Annotated in this window: 19 protein-coding genes; 17 read left to right on the forward strand and 2 right to left on the reverse strand. The window is 64.7% G+C overall.

From position 1 onward, the window contains the following. Positions 1–319: 319 nt before the first annotated feature. The 17 genes from ACZ7OI_RS29110 (at position 320) to ACZ7OI_RS29190 (ending at position 16,906) form a co-directional block, all read left to right on the forward strand. Positions 320–1,843 carry a hypothetical protein gene (locus ACZ7OI_RS29110; protein WP_470267330.1) on the forward strand — a complete coding sequence of 508 codons (1,524 nt, stop codon included), beginning with the start codon at positions 320–322 and terminating at the stop codon, positions 1,841–1,843. Between the two features lie 5 nt (positions 1,844–1,848). Then, a complete protein-coding gene (locus ACZ7OI_RS29115; RefSeq protein WP_470267331.1) occupies positions 1,849–2,754 on the forward strand; it encodes a DNA adenine methylase in 906 nt (301 codons plus the stop codon). 55 nt (positions 2,755–2,809) lie between these two features. Beyond that, complete coding sequence (locus ACZ7OI_RS29120; protein WP_470267332.1) at positions 2,810–4,048, forward strand: helix-turn-helix domain-containing protein; 1,239 nt, start codon at positions 2,810–2,812, stop codon at positions 4,046–4,048. A gap of 4 nt (positions 4,049–4,052) precedes the next feature. Further along, positions 4,053–4,613, forward strand: coding sequence for a flavoprotein (locus tag ACZ7OI_RS29125; protein ID WP_470267333.1), 561 nt, complete (start codon positions 4,053–4,055; stop codon positions 4,611–4,613). A 113-nt stretch (positions 4,614–4,726) separates the two neighbouring features. Beyond that, positions 4,727–4,999 (forward strand): hypothetical protein, encoded by a 273-nt coding sequence (locus tag ACZ7OI_RS29130; protein WP_470267334.1) that lies wholly within the window; start codon positions 4,727–4,729, stop codon positions 4,997–4,999. Positions 5,000–5,034: 35 nt separating this feature from the next. Further along, positions 5,035–5,481, forward strand: coding sequence for a hypothetical protein (locus tag ACZ7OI_RS29135; RefSeq protein WP_470267335.1), 447 nt, complete (start codon positions 5,035–5,037; stop codon positions 5,479–5,481). Further along, a complete protein-coding gene (locus tag ACZ7OI_RS29140; protein ID WP_470267336.1) occupies positions 5,482–6,309 on the forward strand; it encodes a Scr1 family TA system antitoxin-like transcriptional regulator in 828 nt (275 codons plus the stop codon). A 392-nt stretch (positions 6,310–6,701) separates the two neighbouring features. Continuing rightward, the gene (locus ACZ7OI_RS29145; RefSeq protein ID WP_470267337.1) at positions 6,702–8,279 is read left to right on the forward strand and encodes an FtsK/SpoIIIE domain-containing protein; all 1,578 of its coding nucleotides are present in this window, start codon (positions 6,702–6,704) and stop codon (positions 8,277–8,279) included. Then, positions 8,276–8,662, forward strand: a complete 387-nt coding sequence (locus ACZ7OI_RS29150; RefSeq protein ID WP_470267338.1) for a hypothetical protein — start codon at positions 8,276–8,278, stop codon at positions 8,660–8,662. Before ACZ7OI_RS29145 ends, ACZ7OI_RS29150 begins: the two co-directional genes overlap by 4 nt. Continuing rightward, a complete protein-coding gene (locus ACZ7OI_RS29155) occupies positions 8,659–10,311 on the forward strand; it encodes a replication initiator (RefSeq protein WP_470267339.1) in 1,653 nt (550 codons plus the stop codon). The genes ACZ7OI_RS29150 and ACZ7OI_RS29155 overlap by 4 nt, the downstream gene beginning before the upstream one ends. 19 nt (positions 10,312–10,330) lie before the next feature. Further along, positions 10,331–10,546: a helix-turn-helix domain-containing protein gene (locus tag ACZ7OI_RS29160; RefSeq protein WP_470267340.1), complete on the forward strand. Its 216-nt coding sequence runs from the start codon at positions 10,331–10,333 to the stop codon at positions 10,544–10,546. Positions 10,547–10,556: 10 nt separating this feature from the next. Beyond that, a complete protein-coding gene (locus ACZ7OI_RS29165) occupies positions 10,557–11,813 on the forward strand; it encodes a tyrosine-type recombinase/integrase (RefSeq protein ID WP_470267341.1) in 1,257 nt (418 codons plus the stop codon). A gap of 191 nt (positions 11,814–12,004) precedes the next feature. Continuing rightward, positions 12,005–12,292, forward strand: a complete 288-nt coding sequence (locus ACZ7OI_RS29170; protein WP_470267342.1) for a hypothetical protein — start codon at positions 12,005–12,007, stop codon at positions 12,290–12,292. Further along, positions 12,289–13,119, forward strand: coding sequence for a hypothetical protein (locus ACZ7OI_RS29175; protein ID WP_470267343.1), 831 nt, complete (start codon positions 12,289–12,291; stop codon positions 13,117–13,119). The genes ACZ7OI_RS29170 and ACZ7OI_RS29175 overlap by 4 nt, the downstream gene beginning before the upstream one ends. 58 nt (positions 13,120–13,177) lie before the next feature. Continuing rightward, a complete protein-coding gene (locus ACZ7OI_RS29180; RefSeq protein ID WP_470267344.1) occupies positions 13,178–15,094 on the forward strand; it encodes a fumarate reductase/succinate dehydrogenase flavoprotein subunit in 1,917 nt (638 codons plus the stop codon). Further along, a complete protein-coding gene (locus ACZ7OI_RS29185; RefSeq protein WP_470267345.1) occupies positions 15,091–15,843 on the forward strand; it encodes a succinate dehydrogenase/fumarate reductase iron-sulfur subunit in 753 nt (250 codons plus the stop codon). Before ACZ7OI_RS29180 ends, ACZ7OI_RS29185 begins: the two co-directional genes overlap by 4 nt. 715 nt (positions 15,844–16,558) lie before the next feature. Further along, positions 16,559–16,906: a VOC family protein gene (locus ACZ7OI_RS29190; protein ID WP_470267346.1), complete on the forward strand. Its 348-nt coding sequence runs from the start codon at positions 16,559–16,561 to the stop codon at positions 16,904–16,906. Between the two features lie 67 nt (positions 16,907–16,973). Here the strand turns inward: ACZ7OI_RS29190 and ACZ7OI_RS29195 are convergent, their stop codons facing one another. Further along, entirely contained in the window at positions 16,974–17,858 is an 885-nt protein-coding gene (locus ACZ7OI_RS29195; RefSeq protein ID WP_470267347.1) for an amino acid ABC transporter permease, read from the reverse strand. Continuing rightward, positions 17,855–18,502 (reverse strand): amino acid ABC transporter permease, encoded by a 648-nt coding sequence (locus ACZ7OI_RS29200; protein WP_470267348.1) that lies wholly within the window; start codon positions 18,500–18,502, stop codon positions 17,855–17,857. Before ACZ7OI_RS29200 ends, ACZ7OI_RS29195 begins: the two co-directional genes overlap by 4 nt. Positions 18,503–18,535: the final 33 nt, after the last annotated feature.

Raw genomic sequence — 18,535 nt, forward strand, 5'->3', positions numbered from 1 at the left:
GCCCTGGGGGGTTTTTGTGTGGCTTTGTGGGGGGAGCCGGCAGAACCGCCATTGGGGGCCCCCCCACCCCCCCGACGCTCCCCCCTGCATACGGGTTCCCCTCCCCCCACCCCCCACAGGCCCCGCGCCTTGATCCTCTAGAGCCAAATTCGGCAATGCCGTCCCTGCAAGCCTCCATGTTCGACCCTAACTTGCAGCTCAGCGTGCTCGTGTGCACGTCTTGGCCCTACATGTCGATAACGGATACTGAGCTTCAGGCAACTACTGTAAGATCAGTCACGCGACGTGATTTGGTTAACGAGGGGTGGTGTATGTAGCGATGGAGTTCGCGATTAGACGGGTGCCTATATCCCAGCTGGTTCTCGACCAGGCGAACGCCCGGCTTGGAGAGGTGCAGCCTTCGCAGGAGGCGACATACATTGCCCTCGCCCGACTGGCACCGGACCACATAGTCGCCCTAGCCGATGATATCGTCAAGCGTGGCCTTGATCCTATGACTATGCCAGCCGTTGTTCCTGACCCGGACGTCGCTGGCAAGTTTAAGGTCCTCGAAGGAAATCGCCGGACATTAGCGCTAAAATCACTGAAGAAGCCAAGTGTAATAGACGACACTCTTAGCTCTTCTTTGAGGCGAAAGCTCGGTTCGCTCGCTGCTGAGTTTTCCAAGAATCCTATTAATTCAACGCCGTGTGTAATATTTGAGTCCGAGGATGATGCTTGGCCTTGGATTGAAACGCGTCATACGGGTGCGAATGACGGCGTCGGGCTAGTTGAGTGGAACTCAAACGAGAAAGACCGTTTTAAGAGTCGTCACGGTTCGGTGAAGAAGCGAACAACGGCTGGTCAGGTCCTGGACTTTGTCGACCGAATTTCGCCTCCTGAAGGTGGAGTCAATGGTCGAATAATTACGACGCTTCAGCGCGTTCTATCTACTAAATATGTCCGAGAAGTACTTGGTGTCAGCCTTGACCGGGGTATCCTTCTTGCACATTTTCCCGCGGAAGAGGTCTTTAAGGGGCTATTCAAGGTCGTCTCCGATCTTCGTAGCTCTAATATCAAGGTCACGGATGTTTACTATGAAGATGCGCGAAAGCGCTACATTGACTCGCTGACCACTGACGAATTGCCTGATCCTGCGACTCGTTTCGAGAACCCGGTCGCTCTTGAATTATTGGCAACATCGAGCGGTGAAGAGTCTGCTGTAAGTTCGGGTGCTGGTGAAGATAATGCTAGCTTTACGGCTGGCACTGCGAGTTCAGGTAGTGGGTCAGCGTCGTCGTCGAATCCGGGCCGCGGGGCAGCTGTAAACAATGGTTCCGCTGGTTCCGGCGGCTCGTATTCGGGTGCCAACGTTGCATCTGGGACGGGTGGCACTGGTCGGACTCCGACTATGCGGATACCAAAGCCGCGATTGGCTACGATACCGCGTACGTGCGTTTTGCGAATTCCGTCTCCGCGAATTAAGTCGATCTATCACGAACTCGTGAAGCTGGACGTTGAGCAGTACCCTAATTCGTGTGCGGTTCTACTCCGGGTTTTTGTGGAGTTGAGTATTGATGACTACATTGTCCTCGAAAGCCTAATGGATGAGAACACGAGACGTAATACGCCTCTGGCTAAACGGTTGAAGGAGGTTGCTAGTCATCTGAAGTCGGTAGGTAAGATTGAAGCTCAGTTAGAGCAGTCGGTCATTAAAATCACTGAAGGGCGCAGTCTTTTTTCGGTCTCGACCACAACGCTCAACCAGTTTGTTCACAACTCGTTCGTTTTTCCCAAGGCGTCTGAGATCCGTGTCAGCTGGGACGAGCTGCAGCCCTTCATTGAGCAGGTTTGGAATCGGTGAGATAATTGGCGCAACAACGGGAGGCGGATCGGTATCCGTCTCCGCTCCGGTATCCAGGAGGGAAAGGAAAAGTTGCAAATTTCCTGAAACTCCTGATATCCTATAACTCGCTTACAAAGGTTCAGTATATTGAGCCTTATGCCGGGGGGGCGAGTGTTGCGCTGGCGCTTTTGCTTGGAAACTATGTTGAGAGCATTAAGATTAATGATCTTAATGTGGGGGTTCACGCTTTCTGGAATCTTGCCCTGTATGACACTAAGTCGTTGACTAAGTGGATTAAAAAAGTCGACTTATCGGTTGATGAATGGCGGAAGCAAAAAGAAATCTACCAGAACCCTAACAGTTCTGCGGAAGATATTGGGCGGGCGACGTTTTATCTCAACAGGACAAACCGTTCGGGTATCATTACTCGTGGTGGAGTAATCGGCGGTTTGGAGCAAAAGGGAAACTGGAAAATAGACGCCAGATTCAATCGGCAATCTCTGTGTGAAAGAATTGAACGGATCGCAGAGCGTTCCTCGCAGATTACTCTCACAAGGCTGGATGCTGTCGACGTTCTTGGAAGTGTGACCACTAGAAGCAAGCGCACTCTCCTATACTTGGATCCCCCTTACTACGTCAAGGGGGCGCATCTTTACGACAACTTCTATGAGCATGAGGACCACTTGGCGGTCCGCAATGCTGTGTCGAAAATTCGCACTAACTGGGTTGTGTCGTATGATGCAGCCCCAGAAATTATCGATATGTACAAACGGTATTCGAACATACTTTATACGCTCGGATATAGCGCGTCCACTTCTCCGTCGGGGTCGGAGGCCATGTTCTTTTCAAGTGGGCTGAAGATTCCAGATGTAGCCTCACCTGCAGGGATCAGCGAGTCGCGAGTTCGCCAACTTCAACTCATGGCCTGACATTTTCGAATTGAATCTGTGGCTGCGGTCCTCGGCGGACTGTTAACCTGGCAGCATGCGTGGTGCGGGTGATCAGCTCAGTATCGGGGAGCGTATTGCCTTCTACCGGCGGCGGCGTGGGTTGGCGCAGGCGGTGCTTGCTGACCTGGTGGGCCGCACCGAGGATTGGCTGAGCAAGATTGAGCGCGGCGAGCGGGATATCCGCCGGTTGGACGTCCTGGCGGAGGTTGCGCAGGCGCTGCGGGTGACGCTTGGCGATCTGCTGGGCGAACCGGTCCTGCTGGAGGACCAGGAGAAGAACGACGACGTCCCGGCCATCCGGGATGCGCTCATGGCTCCGCGTCGGCTCTCCCGGACCTTGTTTTCCTCGGCGATGTCGCCCGAGTACATCGACCCCGCGCCGGTTGCGCAGCTGGTGGAAGGTGCCTGGTCCAGCTACCAGAACGGCGAACTCGGCCGGGTGGTTGCGGCGCTGCCTGGGCTAATCAAGACCAGTCAGGCGATGGAGGCCGCGTCCTCGGATGACGCGACGTACAAGCGGGCGTGCGCGGCGGTGTCGGCCCGAGTCCACCACCTGGCCGCGACCACGCTGAGCAAGATCGGCGAGGCTGATCTCGCGTGGATCGCAGCTGAACGGGCGATGCAAGCCGCGGACGACGCGGACGATCCTCTGGTGCTGGCGTCGGCGGCGCGGTCGGGGACGCATGCGCTGCTGGCCGTGGGCCGGTTCGATGACGCGCTGGAGCTGGGCGACGTCGCGGCCAAGTGGCTGCTGCCGCGCATGGCCGAAGGTGATCCGGCGGCGCTGAGCCTGTACGGGATGCTCTACCTCCGGACCGCGGTGGCCGCGGCTCGGCATCAGGACCGGTCGACGGCGAACGACCTCCTCGGCCACGCGGGCCGGGCGGCGGATCAGCTCGGCGTGGATGCGAACTATTGGCAGACCGGGTTCGGACCGGCCAACGTCGAGTTGCACCGGTTGTCGGCGGCGCTGGATCTCGGCGACGTCGGGCAGGTGATCGAGTCCGCGCCGCGCGTCAACGTCGATCATCTCCCGGTGGAGCGCCAGGTCACGCACCTGATCGACTTCGCGCGGGCGTTAAGCCTCGTCGCGAAGGACGACGAAGCGCTCGACGCGCTGCTGGAGGCGGAGACGAAGGCACCGACCGTCGTCCGGCACAACACGATGGTCCGTGAGGTCGTTCGGTCGATGTACCGGCGTGCCCCGGCGTCGGCGGGCAAGAAGTCCTCGGCGCTGCTGGCGCTGGCTGAGCGCTGCGGCGCGGTGAGGTAGGCGGATGACGTCGCGTGTTCTCGGCCTGGTTGGTTCCGGTGCTGGCGGGGTTGAAGATCTTCTTCCGAAGCTGATCCGGCCTGCGCAGGCTGCGGGGTGGACGGTCGCGGTGACGCTGACGCCGACGGCCGGGCGCTGGCTGGCCGAGTCGGGTGCGCTGGCGGAGATCGAGGACGCGACGGGCTACCCGGTGCGGGTCGAGCCGCGGTCGCCGTCTGAGCGCAGTCCGCATCCGGCTCCGGACTGCTTCCTGGTCGCGCCGGCCTCGGCGAACGTGGTCGCGAAGATGTCGCTCGGCATCGCGGACAATCAGGCGTTGACGCAGGTCAACGAGGCGATCGGTACGCGTAACCTGCCGGTCGTGGTCTTCCCGCGCGTGAACGCGGCGCACGCCCGTCAGCCGTTCTGGGAGATGCACATCGAGAACCTGCGGCGCGTCGGCGTCGATCTGCTCTACGGTGACGACGTCTGGCCGCTGCACGAACCGCGCAGCGCTCCCGGCCGGGATCTGCCCTGGTCGGCGATGCTCGATGCGATCGAGAAGGCCGTTCCGGCCGGACGCTAGTCCCTGCTCGAATGCACCCGGACAGTTTGTCCGGGTGATCTGCCTTACCCGGGTGTCTCCTGATCCCAGCGCGCCAGATCGGGCGTGCGGAAGCCGAGACATCGGGAGAACACATGGGCATTCACGTGGTGATTCAGCCCCTCGTCGGATACGGCGCTGCCGTCGTGTCGCCTTCCCCTGGGGTTCGCCAGCTGGTGGCCGGGGGCGATGAGACCGCGATCGTGATCCAGGTACCGGCTCGGATCGGCGGCTTGATGGACACAGCGCGGTTCGCGCGGAGTCTCGCTGTGGCCGCTGGCGAGTTCGGCGAGTGGTGCGAGACGCAGAACCGTACCCGCACCTACTCCTCTCCTCTCGGCGACCAGTGGCCGGAAGAGTGCGACTGAGCGCACAAAAACCAGAGCAGCAAAGGGAATTCAGCATGGCTATCGAAAAGGGACACCGGTTTGCGATCGACTTCGACGAGGCGTTCCCGCAGGGGCTTGTGATGGTGGGGGAAGTGATTCCGGACAACGAGTTTCAGTCGCGGGAGGATCGTGCTGCGGGTCGGCCGGTCCGGCAGCGCATTGACGAAGCGACTGGCAAGCGGCAGTGGCGGGCTGCGGTCACGGATCCGGGCGAGACGAAGGCGAAGCGGGCGTCGTTCGAGGTGACGTTCCTGGCGGACGTGCAGCCAGTGCCTACTACCTCGGAAGCATTGCCGGGCATGCGGCCGGTGGAGCTGGAGGGTTTGACGGCTGAGCCGCGTGTCTGCGGGCAGGGCGAGTTCAAGTACCAGACGTATGTTTTCCGGGCGACCGGCTTCAAGGCTGCGGCCGGAAAGCCGTCTCGTTCTGCGTCTGCAACTGGTGACAGCAAGGCGGCGTAGATGCGTGGGACGGATATGGCGAGCCCGCGTGCCCGTGGTTTGGGTGCGGCGTTGCGAGATGCCCGGATTGAGGCGCGATTCGGGTTGCGGGAGCTGGGGCGGCGGATCGGGGTGAACCCGGCGTTGTTGTCGAACTGGGAACTCGGGCAGCGAGTCCCGACCCCGGAGGAGGTGTCGAACGTGCTCGGCGTGACCGGGGAGCGAAAAGCCTGGATCATGCTGCTGGCTCACGGCGTGACGGGGCCGAGCTGGTCGTCGGTGGGGTCGCAGGCGGACCCGGCGCACTACACGATGTTGATCGCGCACGAGCGGGTGGCGACGTCGGTGACGGTGTGGGCTCCGCTGCTGATCCCGGATCTGTTGCAGGTCCCGGACTACGCGCGACTGGTGTTCGGCCCGGATTTGCGGGACAAGGAGAAGCTGGAGCAGGTCGTGGAGAGCCGGATGGACCGCAACCGGATCCTGTTCGGCGCGGGCGCGGTCAAGGCGCAGATGTTCATCGGCTCGGAGGCGCTGCGGAACCATTTCGGGGACGCGGAGGTGATGCTGCGGCAGACGCGCTTCCTTAAGGACTTGATCGGGTTGTCGCGGACGATGACGATCCGGCTGGCCCCGAGTCAGGCGGTGACGGAGGAGGCGTTCAGCCGGTACACGCTGAAGGACACCTCGGATGTCGTGTACTGCCCGCATCGCGCGATGGGCGTGTTCCTGGTCGGCGATGAAGCGGCCTCGTACAAGGTGACGATCGAGCGGCTTTCGGCGGCGGCGTTGTCCCCGGCGGAATCGCAGGCGCGCCTGTCGGTCGTGGTCGACCAGCTCTTGAAATAGGTGAAGGCGCAGCGGCGGGCGACTGACGCCGGGCTGAACCGGCTACTGACCGGCGAGGAACCCGAAGACTAGCCGAAAACCTCAGCGAGTACTGAAAAAAGCGCACGGCGACGTGTGCTGTCTTCAACGCGCCCATGTGTGCTTGGAATTGTTCCGTATAAACGCAGAACCGGCCTCTGGCTGCCAACCTTCACCGGTTCTGCGCTGTCCACTGGGAAGTGAACAATGACGAACATAACCGGTTCTGGACGGCGTGCGTCAACGGGGGTCACCCGGATGCGTTGCGCCGCATGCAAGAAATTCGCCCGGCTCGTTCCGGGTGAGAAGAAATGCGCTGCCTGTCAAGGAATGCTGCCGCTTGACCTCACCGCGGCTGAGAACGGTGAGCGCCGATGAACGCGGCCGTGGTGATCGCCGTCGGCGCGGGTGTCGCGGTGGTGCTGTGGGTGCTGGCCAAACTCGGCCGCGCGCTCGCGGCTATCGCGGAAACCCTGGCCGCACTGGCATTCCTCGGCCTGGCTCTGTGGGGCCTGATGCGGGCGGCGGGCTGGATTGTTCGGCAACTTGCCGCCCACTGGCGTACCTGCCTGGCACTGCTCGCCTTGGGCATGTGGTGGCGGTGGCTCGGCTGGCCTTCGCTGGCCATCGTGGCGGGCTCTGTCGGGCTGGTGGCGTTGGTGTGGCGGCTGGGCTGGCCGGTAGGGTTCGAGCAGTGGTGCGGGCGCTGGGTGCGGGTGTGGTGGCTGCGCTGGGCCGTGTACGGGAGGAAGCTTCCCGGCTGGCTGCATGCCTGTGGGCTGACCGTGCGGGACGAAGCGATCCCGGTGGACGTCACGGTCAACCTGGTGTCTCGCCGTCGCAAGCGCGAAGCGGTGGCCCAGTCCCGGCGTGACGCGGGCGTGGCCTTCCCCCGCGTGCTGCGGGTCCGTTCCGGTCCGTCGTGGGATGAGGTGCGGGTGCGGCTGGTGCCCGGCCAGACTCCGGAGGATTTCGGCGAGGCTGCCCGTGCGCTGGCGACGGCTCGGCGGGTTACTCGGGTGCAGGTGCGGGAAATCTCCCCGGACGTCGTCTCGGTGGACTTCATGCGCCGGGACTTGTTGGCCTCGGCAGTGTCCTGCCTCCCGCTGCCGGACGTGGCCGAGGCGTCGGCGGTGGATCTGCGGCGGGTGTTCGCCGGTTCCACCGAGTACGGCACGGCCTGGCGGCTGCCTCTGCTCGGCGGCGGTGCGCACACTCTCGTGGCTGGAGCCTCGGGTGCGGGGAAGAACTCGGTGATGTGGTCGCCGTTGGTGTCGGCTGCTCCGGCGATCCGCTCGGGGTTGGTGCGGGTGTCCGGTGTGGACCCGAAGGGCATGGAACTCGCTTACGGGCGCGGGATCTTCTGCCGCTATGCGGTCTCGGGCAAAGAGGTATTGGAAGTGCTGGAGGCGCTGCGGGACGAACTGGAACGGCGCAAGCGGGCGTTCGCGGGGCAGACGCGGGAAGTGCCGCTCTCCCAAGACTTTCCGTTGGAACTGCTGGAATTCGACGAGCTGGCCGCGCTGACCCGCTACACCGACCGCAAGACCCGCGACGCGATCACCGAACACATCTCGGTGCTGAACACGCAAGGGCGGGCGGCGCTGATCTCGGTGCGCGGCTATGTGCAGGACCCGACGAAGGAAACCGTCCCGGTGCGGGAGCTGTTCACCCGCCGCGTCTGCCTGCGCGTCACGTCGAAGTCTCAGGTGTCGATGGTGCTCGGCGACGGCGCGTACGAACGCGGGGCATGGGCCAACCGCATCCCCGAGAACACCCCCGGTGTCGGCTACGTCTGGGGCGAAGGCATCCGCGAACCCCTGCGCATCCGTGCCGGATGGGTGTCGGACGCGACGGTGAAGGCGCTGGAGGACTACGTCACCAACGGCGGGGCACAGGTGGTCAACCTCGCCCACAACCGCCGTGACAGCACCGGGAAGGGGGCCGCATGAACCAGCTGATGGTCTTCCTCGACGCAATCCGCGATCACCTCGACTCGTACGCGTTGCCTCCGGCTTGCTCGGTGGAGGTCACCGCCTGGTCCTCGCCGGTCACGGTCGCTCTGGACACCGACACCCTGACTGGCGTCGTGTCCGGCCTGGCCACCTGGTCGGCCACCCTCGACGGGGCACGGGTGAGCCTGTGGCGGACACCGGGCGGGACGCGAGTGCGCCTGGCGCTGACCGGACGTACTCCGTGCGGCATCCCCGTCTACGTCTGGGGCTACGCGCCGTACGACCCGGCCACCTTCCCGGACCTGCCTCCCCAGACCGACCAGGAGATGCCGGTCTGGCTGTTGCGGCAGTGGGCACGCGCCGGAGAGGAGGCCGCATGACCACCTCTGCACGGGAAACCGCTGGTCAGGCAATGCCGGCTGCGGAGCCCCGGGAACGAATCCGCGGTGCCCTGGCATCCGACGTGGTGAAGGCGACGGCAGAGCAGCACGGGGTGTGCGTGCGGCCTTTCACCATGGAAGTGGCCGACACCGACACGGGGGAGTTGCGCTACGTCCCGGTGCCGTGCGGCTCGACGGTGGAATCGGTATGCCTGTCCTGTGCCCGCAAGGCCAAGGCTCTGAGGCAGGCCCAGTGCCGCGAAGGCTGGCACCTCGCCGAAGAACCCGTGATCACCCGCGCGGAGCCCACCGAGACTCAACGGGAGCTGCTGACCTACCGGGCGGATCTGGCCGCGCACTATCGGGATGCGGTCGAGGCCGGAAACGATCCTGAGGCGGAGGAACTGCGCGCCGAAGTGTCCAGTGTGGACGCGGAGCTGAGGGAATCCGGCTTGAAGGGACGGCTCCCGGCTCTCGACGCGCCGGAGAAACGTCCGGTGAAGCGTTCGACCCGGCGGCGTCAGGACGCGGCGAACCTGCCTCGTAAGAAGGTCGCGAAAACTACGGTCGGGCGGGAGTTCGCGGGCCGGTTCCGGCCGTCGATGTTCGTCACGCTCACCTGCGACACCTACGGCCGTGTCCGGCCGGACGGCTCCCCAGTCGATCCCGCCAGCTATGACTACCGGCGGGCTGCGCGGGATGCGGTGCACTTCGCGGCCCTGGTGGATAGGTGGTGGCAGAACCTGCGCCGGGTGGTCGGGTTCGAGGTGCAGTACTTCGCGACCGTGGAACCCCAGCGTCGGGCCGCGCCCCACCTGCATACGGCGCTGCGGGGAGCGATCTCACACGAGGTCATCCGGATGGTCACCGAAGCGACCTACCGCCAGGTGTGGTGGCCGAGCCATGACGTGATGGTCTACGACGGGGACCGGAAACCGTTGTGGGACCCGGATGTTCGTTCCTTTGTGGACCCGGACACCCGGGAGCCGTTGACGGCGTGGGATGACGCTGTGTCCGAAGTGGAGGAACCGGCGCACGTCGTGCGGTTCGGGGAACAAGTGCACTCGAAGGGCATTCTCGGCGGGACTGAGGAAGCCGGGCGGCACATCGGCTACCTGACGAAGTACCTCACCAAATCCACGGGTGAAGTCGTGGACGCGGACACCTCGGCGCAGCGGGACCACCACGACCGGCTTCACGCTGAACTGGCAGTGACCCCGTGCTCGCCGCGCTGCCCGGTGTGGCTGCTCTACGGCATCAACCCCAAGGGGGCCAACGGAAAAACCACTCCTGGGCACTGCCGGGGTCGGGCGCATCGGCGGACCACGCTCGGGCTGCCCGGCCGTCGGGTGCTGGTCTCGCGCAAGTGGTCCGGCAAGACCGTGGCCGACCACAAGGCCGACCGGGTCGGGTTCGTGCTCTCCGCCCTGGCGGCGGTCGGGATCGAGAAACCACGCCCTGATCCGGAAAAGCTGGCGTGGCGCAAGGTCGAGCCAGGCGACCCGCAGTGTCCGCCCCGGGATCAGCTCGTGATGCGCGCCATCGCTGAGCGCCGCGTCTGGAAGGCCGAGTACGAAGCGGCCCGACTCGCGGCTTCTGGCTCACCGCCTGAGCCAGAAACTTCGGCAACTCCGGCGCTGGCGGCCTGACCTGGAAAGGGGGAGACACATGAGCGACAACCCGCGTGTGCGGCTGGTCAGCGTTGAGGGCTTGTGGAGCCCCGAAGACCTTTCCGCCTACCTCGGCATTTCGGAGGACACGCTCAAGGACTGGCGGCACAAGAACTACGGCCCGCCGTGGCGGCGGATGGGAAAGCACGTCCGCTACGACCCGGCCGCTGTCCGGGGCTGGCTCGACGGCCCCGAAACCATGCCTGCTGCATAGGGGGATTCTGATGGCGCACATTCAAGATCGTTGGTTTAGCGACAAGATCGACCCCGAAACGGGCGAGGTCGTCCTCGATGCCAAGAACAAGCCGGTTCAGGAGCGCACCAACCGTTACGGCAAAGGCGCTCGGTACCGGGTGCGTTGGACCCAGCCGGATATGTCGGAGGGTTCCAAGGTCTTCCCGGACAAGAAGCTCGGTGCGGCGAAAGAGTTCAAGACCAAGATCGAGAACGAGCTTTACGCCGGGGTGTACCGGGATCCGAACGCGGGCAAGGAAGCATTTCGGTCTTATGCCAAGGAAGTGCTACAGAGCCGTCCGCTCGGTGAATCGTCCTTGAACACGATGACGTCACAGCTCGAAAAGTATGTGTTCCCGTTCTTTGGAGACCGCAGCCTCGACGCGTGCGAAAGCTCTGGGCTTGCGCGGAAGTGGCTGGCATGGCTCAACGACAGCGAGCGGAACCTCTCCGGTGTCTACCAGCGTCAGGTGTTCGACCTCGTGCTGTCCATTTGGGATGCTGCGGTCGTAGACGAGAAGATGCGGTCGAACCCGCTCAAGAAGGCGACCATTCCGCGGCCGAAGGCGACTGCCAAGGAGGTTCAGGTCTGGCCGGAGAAGAGGGTTCACACCATCGAAAAGGCCGTCGACGCCCGGTTCAGGCCAGTGGTCGCCATCGGTGCGGGGCTTGGGCTGCGTCCGGGCGAGGTGCTGGCGTTCAGCCCGGACAACATCGACCGGAAGAAGATGGTCTACCGGTGCACCCGACAACTCGTGGTGGTCAAGGGAGTCCAGAAGTTCAAGCTTCCGAAGGGGCGGAAGGTGCGGGAGATCCCGTTGGGCTACGGGCTGCTGGAGAAGATCGACGCCTACCTGGAGAAGTATCGGCCCGTGGCGGTCACGCTTCCCTGGGGTGAACGGGACGGGCAGGAGTTCGAGACGGTCAAGCTGCTCATGACCAAGCCGAGCGGCATGCCGTACAAGAACCAGACATTTCACATGGTCGTGTGGCTGCCTGCGTTCGTCGCGGCAGGGCTCGACTATGTCGGTGACCGGGACGGCATGCACGCGCTCCGGCACCTGTTCGCCTCGCTGATGCTGTCACGTGGCGTGAGCATTAAGGAACTCTCTGCTTACCTAGGACATTCGAGTGAAGCGTTCACTCTCCGTGTCTATACCCATCTTATGGAGACGAGTTACGACCGGGCTCGCGCGGCGATCGACAGCGTCTTCCGGCCGACCGCCGAATTGCCATCGGCGGCCTGACCTGCGCGGCTGACGGCCCAGAGACGGCCCAGACCCCTCCGGAGACCCCTGATTGAGCCTCGAATCCGAGGTCAGGAGGCAACACGCTGGTAAATGTGCTACTTGTCACAGTGCACCGCGCGAGGCAGAGTCGTACCTGGCGACGTTGATCGTCACCCGAACTGCCGGCCCCACCATCAGGGAGGCTTCCGATGTCCACCACAGAGATCGCCGAACTTCGGCGCACCATCGGCCAGTTGCGGCAGTGCGTGGGCGCATTGCGATCGCGCTACGGCGACGCGTCCGCGGTGCGCCGGCTGGCCAACGACGTTGAGCGGCTCGACATTGACACCGCTGACCTGGACGGGCATCCGCCCGCTGTGCCCGCGCAGGCGAAAGCCGCCGAGCGCGTTCCGGTTCCCGATACTCCCTACGATCCGGCGCTGTGGAGCGGCGCTGACGACGAAGGTGTCGGTGGCTACAAGCGCGACCAGCGGTGAGCGCCCCCGCTGACAACGACGTCAGCCGCGCCCCCACCGGCGTTCGGGCGCCGGGGCGGGCGCGGCTCGCCGCCCGGACACTGCGCACCGACCGGTGGTGGCTGTCGCCCTTGCTCACTGTGCTGGGGCTGGCCACCTTCGTCGTTTACGCGACTGTCCGGGCATTCGTGCGCACCGCGTACTGGGTGCCCGAATACCATTACCTGACGCCGTTTTACTCCCCGTGCGTGTCCACCTCGTGCGTCGAGGGATCCAGCCACTTCGGGCATTGGTTCGGCGAGATGCCGACCTGGTTGCCACTCGGCGTGCTCGTGCTGCCGTTCCTGCTCGGGTTCCGGTTGACCTGCTACTACTACCGCAAGGCCTACTACCGCTCGGTGTGGTTTTCCCCGCCGGCCTGCGCGGTTGCCGAACCGCACGCGCGCTACACCGGTGAGACGCGACTGCCGTTGATCGTGCAGAACGTGCACCGGTACTTCTTCTACGTCGCGTGCGTCGTCTCGCTCGTCAACACCTACGACGCCATCGTCGCCTTCCAGAGTCCCACCGGGTTCGGTTTCGGGCTTGGCAACGTGATTCTCGTGCTGAACGTCGTGCTGCTGTGGGCGTACACGCTCTCCTGCCACTCGTGCCGGCACGTCACCGGCGGGCGGCTCAAGCATTTCTCGAAACATCCCGTCCGGTACTGGATCTGGACGCAGGTCACGAAGCTCAACACCCGGCACATGGCCCTCGCGTGGACGACGCTCGGCACGCTCGTGCTGACCGATTTCTACGTGATGCTCGTGTCGAGCGGCGCGATCTCGGACCTGCGATTCGTGGGCTGAACCCCGGAAATCCAGCAGTGCAAGGCAGTTCTCCCCAGCTCGTGAGGTGGCTTATTCCATGACCGAGGTCGAACGGCACAGCTACGACGTGGTGGTGATCGGTGCCGGCGGCGCCGGTCTGCGCGCGGTGATCGAAGCGCGCGAACGCGGGTTCAGCGTCGCGGTGGTGTGCAAATCCCTGTTCGGCAAAGCGCATACGGTGATGGCCGAGGGCGGCTGCGCGGCGTCGATGGGCAACGCGAACTCGAACGACAACTGGCAGGTGCACTTCCGCGACACCATGCGCGGCGGGAAGTTCCTCAACAACTGGCGGATGGCCGAGTTGCACGCTCGGGAGGCACCGGACCGGGTTTGGGAGCTGGAGACGTACGGGGCGCTCTTCGACCGCACCGCGGACGGACGGATCAGTCAGCGCAACTTCGGCGGACACACTTATCCGCGGCTCGCGCACGTCGGCGACCGTACTGGGCTTGAGCTGATCCGCACGATGCAGCAGAAGATCGTTTCGTTGCAGCAGGAGGATTTCAAGCAGTACGGCGACTACGAGGCGCGGATCAAGGTCTTCGCCGAATGCACGGTCACCGAGTTGTTGCTGGACAACGGCGCGGTCGCCGGCGCGTTCGGGTATTGGCGGGAGAGCGGGCGGTTCGTGCTGTTCGAGGCTCCCGCGGTGGTGCTCGCGACCGGTGGCATCGGCAAGTCGTTCAAGGTGACGTCGAATTCGTGGGAGTACACCGGCGACGGGCACGCGCTGGCCCTCCGTGCCGGGGCGAAGCTGATCAACATGGAGTTCGTGCAGTTCCATCCGACCGGGATGGTCTGGCCGCCGAGCGTGAAGGGCATCCTCGTCACCGAGGGCGTGCGCGGCGACGGCGGGGTGCTCAAGAACTCCGAGGACAAGCGGTTCATGTTCGAGTACGTGCCCGAGGTGTTCAAGGGCCAGTACGCGGACAGCGAGGACGAGGCTGACCGCTGGTACGCCGACCAGGAGAACAACCGCCGCACGCCGGACCTGCTGCCGCGCGACGAGGTGGCGCGGGCGATCAACTCCGAGGTCAAGGAGGGGCGCGGCTCCCCGCACGGCGGCGTGTTCCTCGACATCGCGAGCCGGTTGCCCGCCGAGGAGATCCAGCGGCGGCTGCCGTCGATGTACCACCAGTTCAAGGAACTCGCCGACGTCGACATCACCAAGGAGGCCATGGAGGTCGGCCCGACCTGTCACTACGTGATGGGCGGCGTGGAGGTCGACCCGGATACCGGCGCGGCGAGCGTGCCCGGGCTGTTCGCGGCGGGCGAGTGCTCCGGCGGCATGCACGGGTCGAACCGGCTCGGCGGCAACTCGCTGTCGGACCTTCTCGTGTTCGGACGGCGAGCCGGACTGGGTGCGGCGTCCTATGTGGACGGTCTGAAGGGACGGCCCGCGGTTTCGCAGTCCGATGTGGACGCCGCGGCCGCGATGGCGCTCGAGCCGTTCAACCCCCCCGCCGAGGGTGCTCCGGAGAACCCGTACACGCTGCACACCGAGCTGCAGCAGTCGATGAACGACCTGGTCGGCATCATCCGCAAGGCCGGGGAAATCCGGCAGGCGCTGGAAAAGCTCGCGAATATCCGCCAGCGCGTGGGACAGGTGGCGGTGGAGGGTCACCGGCAGTTCAACCCCGGCTGGCACCTCGCGCTCGACCTGCGGAACATGCTGCTGGTGAGCGAATGCGTCGCCCGCGCGGCGCTGACCCGGACGGAAAGCCGCGGCGGCCACACCCGCGACGACTATCCGTCGATGGACGCGGACTGGCGGCACCGGCTGCTCGTCTGCTCCGCGCGGCCGGGCGACAACCCGCTCGTGCCGGACGTCGACGTGGCCGTGAAGGAACAGGTCCCGATGCGGCCGGACTTGCTGGAGCTGTTCGAACTCGACGAGCTGGGCAAGTACTTCACCGACGGCGAGCTGGAGACCCACCCCGGGAGGACCGCGTGAGCTACCAGGCGAAGTTCCGCGTGTGGCGAGGCGACGCGACCGGCGGCGACCTGCAGGACTTCACCGTCGAGGTGAACGAGGGCGAGGTCGTGCTCGACATCATCCACCGGCTGCAGGCCACCCAGGCCGCCGACCTCGCCGTGCGCTGGAACTGCAAGGCGGGCAAATGCGGCTCCTGCTCGGCGGAGATCAACGGCAGGCCGCGGCTGCTGTGCATGACGCGCATGTCGACGTTCACCGAGGCCGAGGTCGTGACGGTCACGCCGATGCGCACCTTCCCGGTGATCCGCGACCTTGTCACCGACGTGTCGTTCAACTACACGAAGGCTCGCGAGATCCCGTCCTTCACCCCGCCGGAGGGGCTGAAACCCGGCGAGTACCGGATGCAGCAGGTGGACGTCGAGCGCTCGCAGGAGTTTCGCAAGTGCATCGAGTGCTTCCTGTGCCAGAACACCTGTCACGTCGTCCGCGACCACGAGGAGAACAAGGAGAGCTTCGCCGGACCTCGTTACCTCATGCGGATCGCCGAGCTGGAGATGCATCCGCTGGACGTCGCCGACCGCCGCGACGCCGCCCAGGACGAGCACGGGCTCGGGTTCTGCAACATCACCAAATGCTGCACCGAGGTGTGCCCGGAAGGCATCCACATCACCGACAACGCGCTGATCCCGATGAAGGAACGCGTCGCCGACCGCAAGTACGACCCGATTGTCTGGTTGGGAGACAAGCTGTTCCGCCGTAACCGGTGACGTCTGCCGCCGCGGCTGGGTTCGCGGGCGCGGACCTGTTGAGGTGAAGGCTGCGGGCGTGCCCATTCGCTGGAAGCAGGCCTGCTTGTTTGCGGGCAGGCGGGCCTGCTTGTCCATGGCACCGGGCTTGCTCGGTCGCCAGTGGCGGGCTTGCTCATTCGGGGCTGCGGGGCTGCGGGGCTGCGGGGCTCCGGGGCTGCGCTTTTGCGGGCGCGGGGCTGCGCAGGTGGGGCCGCGCACGCGTGGCCTGCGGGCGTATTCAGTCCGGCGGGCGTATTCAGTTGTGGGTGGGCGATAGGCGATTCCTCCTTGGTCGATGAGTCTGGTGGTGGCGGCAGGTCGCCGGGCAGATCCCAGCGGCTTGACCCCGGTCGCTGGCTTCGATGCCGTGCGGCGATCCGGCGGCGCGACTCGGCGGCGCGGCTCGTCGGTGCGCGGCCGGGCGACGCGCGGTTTCCTTGTCCCGGTCGGCGTGATCTCGTCGCGCGCAGACGAGATCACGCCGACCAGCGTGCTGGCCAACACACTGGGAGGGAAAGGAAAGTCGCGACGGCCGCTACGAGGATGCTCGTGGGCTTACATCACATGAGACGCACTTGCTTTGATGAAACCAACGTTAGCAGGCCCCGCGACCGGACGGCATCACTCGATCGGCTCGACCCCGCAAAGAAACGATTCCCGTTGCCCTGAAACAACTTCCCGAAAGGACAGAACCATGATCACCGGCGCCCACGTGATCCTCTACAGCAAAAACGCAGCAGCAGACCGCGAATTCCTGCGAGACGTCCTAGACCTAGGTCACGTAGACGCAGGCGACGGCTGGCTCATTTTCCGTTTGCCCCCAACAGAACTAGCAGTACACCCAACCGAAGGAGAACCGCAGCAGGAGTTCTACCTGATGTGCGACAACCTCGACGAAACAGTCCAGCAGCTCACCGAAAAGGGAGCCGAAGTAGCCGGTGAGCCGACCACGGCAGCGTGGGGCACACGAGCATCGATCCGCTTGCCCAGCGGCAGCGTCTTACCGCTGTACCAGCCACGCCACCCCACAGCACACGGCTGAAACAAGAAACCCCCAGCGCCGCAACGAAAGCAGCGCCAGGGGCTTCAAGCGAAAGACGAACGAACCGTCAGAAAGGGCCTCCGCGCAGGCCGCCAGTGGCCGCGGTGGTGAGTTCCACAGCGTCCTTGGCCCCGGTGTCGATGTGCTTCTTGCTGCGGCGGTTGCGGCGTTCGAGGTACGTCGCGAGCGCGGTCAGCAGCAGGCACATCGCGATGTAGATCGCGGCGGCCACGAGGGTCGACGGGACGATCGGGCGGCCGAAGTCGCCCTGGCTGCCGATGTAGCGGGCGTAGTACAGCAGTTCCGGGTACGTCACGAGGAAGCCGAGCGCGGTGTCCTTGAGCAGCACCACCAGCTGGCTGATGATCGTCGGCAGCATCGCGCGCAGAGCCTGCGGCAGCAGGACCGTGAACATCACCTGGGTCTTGCGCATGCCGAGCGCGTACGCGGCTTCGCTCTGGCCCTTCGGCAGCGACTGGATGCCCGCGCGGAACACCTCCGCCAGCACCGAGCCGTTGTACAGCGTCAGGCCGAGCACCACCGCGAACAGCGGCGACGTGTCCACGCCGAGGGTCGGGAGGCCGTAGTAGAACAGGAACATCAGGATCAGCAGCGGGATCGCGCGGAAGAACTCCACGACGAACGTGCAGATCCCGCGGATCCACGCGTGGTCGGACAGCCGTCCGGCGGCGAACACCGCGCCGAACACGATGGCCAGCACCGCGCCCAGCGCGAACGCCTTCACCGTCGCCAGCACGGCGGTCGCGAGGTCGCTCTGCACCTGGGAGTACTGCAGCCACTCCCATTTGCGGCCGGAGAACTGGCCGCTGTCGATGAAGCGGAAGACCACGAACGCGATCAGCGCCGCGACCACCAGGATGCCGAGCACCGCGTAAATCCGGTGCCGCATCCGCGCTTTCGGGCCCGGGGTGTCGAAAAGAACCGTGCTCATCGGGCCACGCTCCAGCGCTTCTCCAGGCTGCGCTGCACGAGCGACAGCACCGACACGAGGATGATGAAGCCGAGCGCCACCCACAGCAGCGCGACCATCTGGTTGTCGCCTCGTTCGGACACGTACTGCCGGATCGCGCCGGCCTCGGCGACCGAGAACCCGCTGGCGATCGTCGTGTTCTTCAGCAGCGCGATGAGCATGCTGACGAGCGGCGGCACCACTGACCGCAGCGCCTGCGGGAGGACGATGCCGCCGAGGATCTGCCCGGACGACAGGCCCAGCGCGCGGCCCGCCTCGGCCTGGCCGATCGGCACCGTGTTGATGCCCGAGCGCACGACCTCGCAGATGAACGCCGACGTGTAGATCGTCAGCGCCACCGCGGCGGTCGGGAAGTAGTCGATCTTGACGATGTCGAGCAGCGGGTAGGCGAACACGAGGAACGCGAACACCAGCGTCAGCGGCGTGTTGCGCAGGACGGTGACGTAGGTCGTGCCGATCGCGCGCAGCATCGGGACCGGGCTCACCCGCAGCATCGCGAGGATCGTGCCCAGCACCAGGCTGCACGCTCCCGCGATCAGGAACAGTTCGATCGTGCTGAGAAAGAACGGACCGAAGAGGTCCAGATTGTCGAGCAGGACGTCCATGGAGCCTTCCCCGCGTCCGTGTGCCGATAGTGG

Source organism: Amycolatopsis sp. NPDC114503 (genome assembly GCF_055633655.1).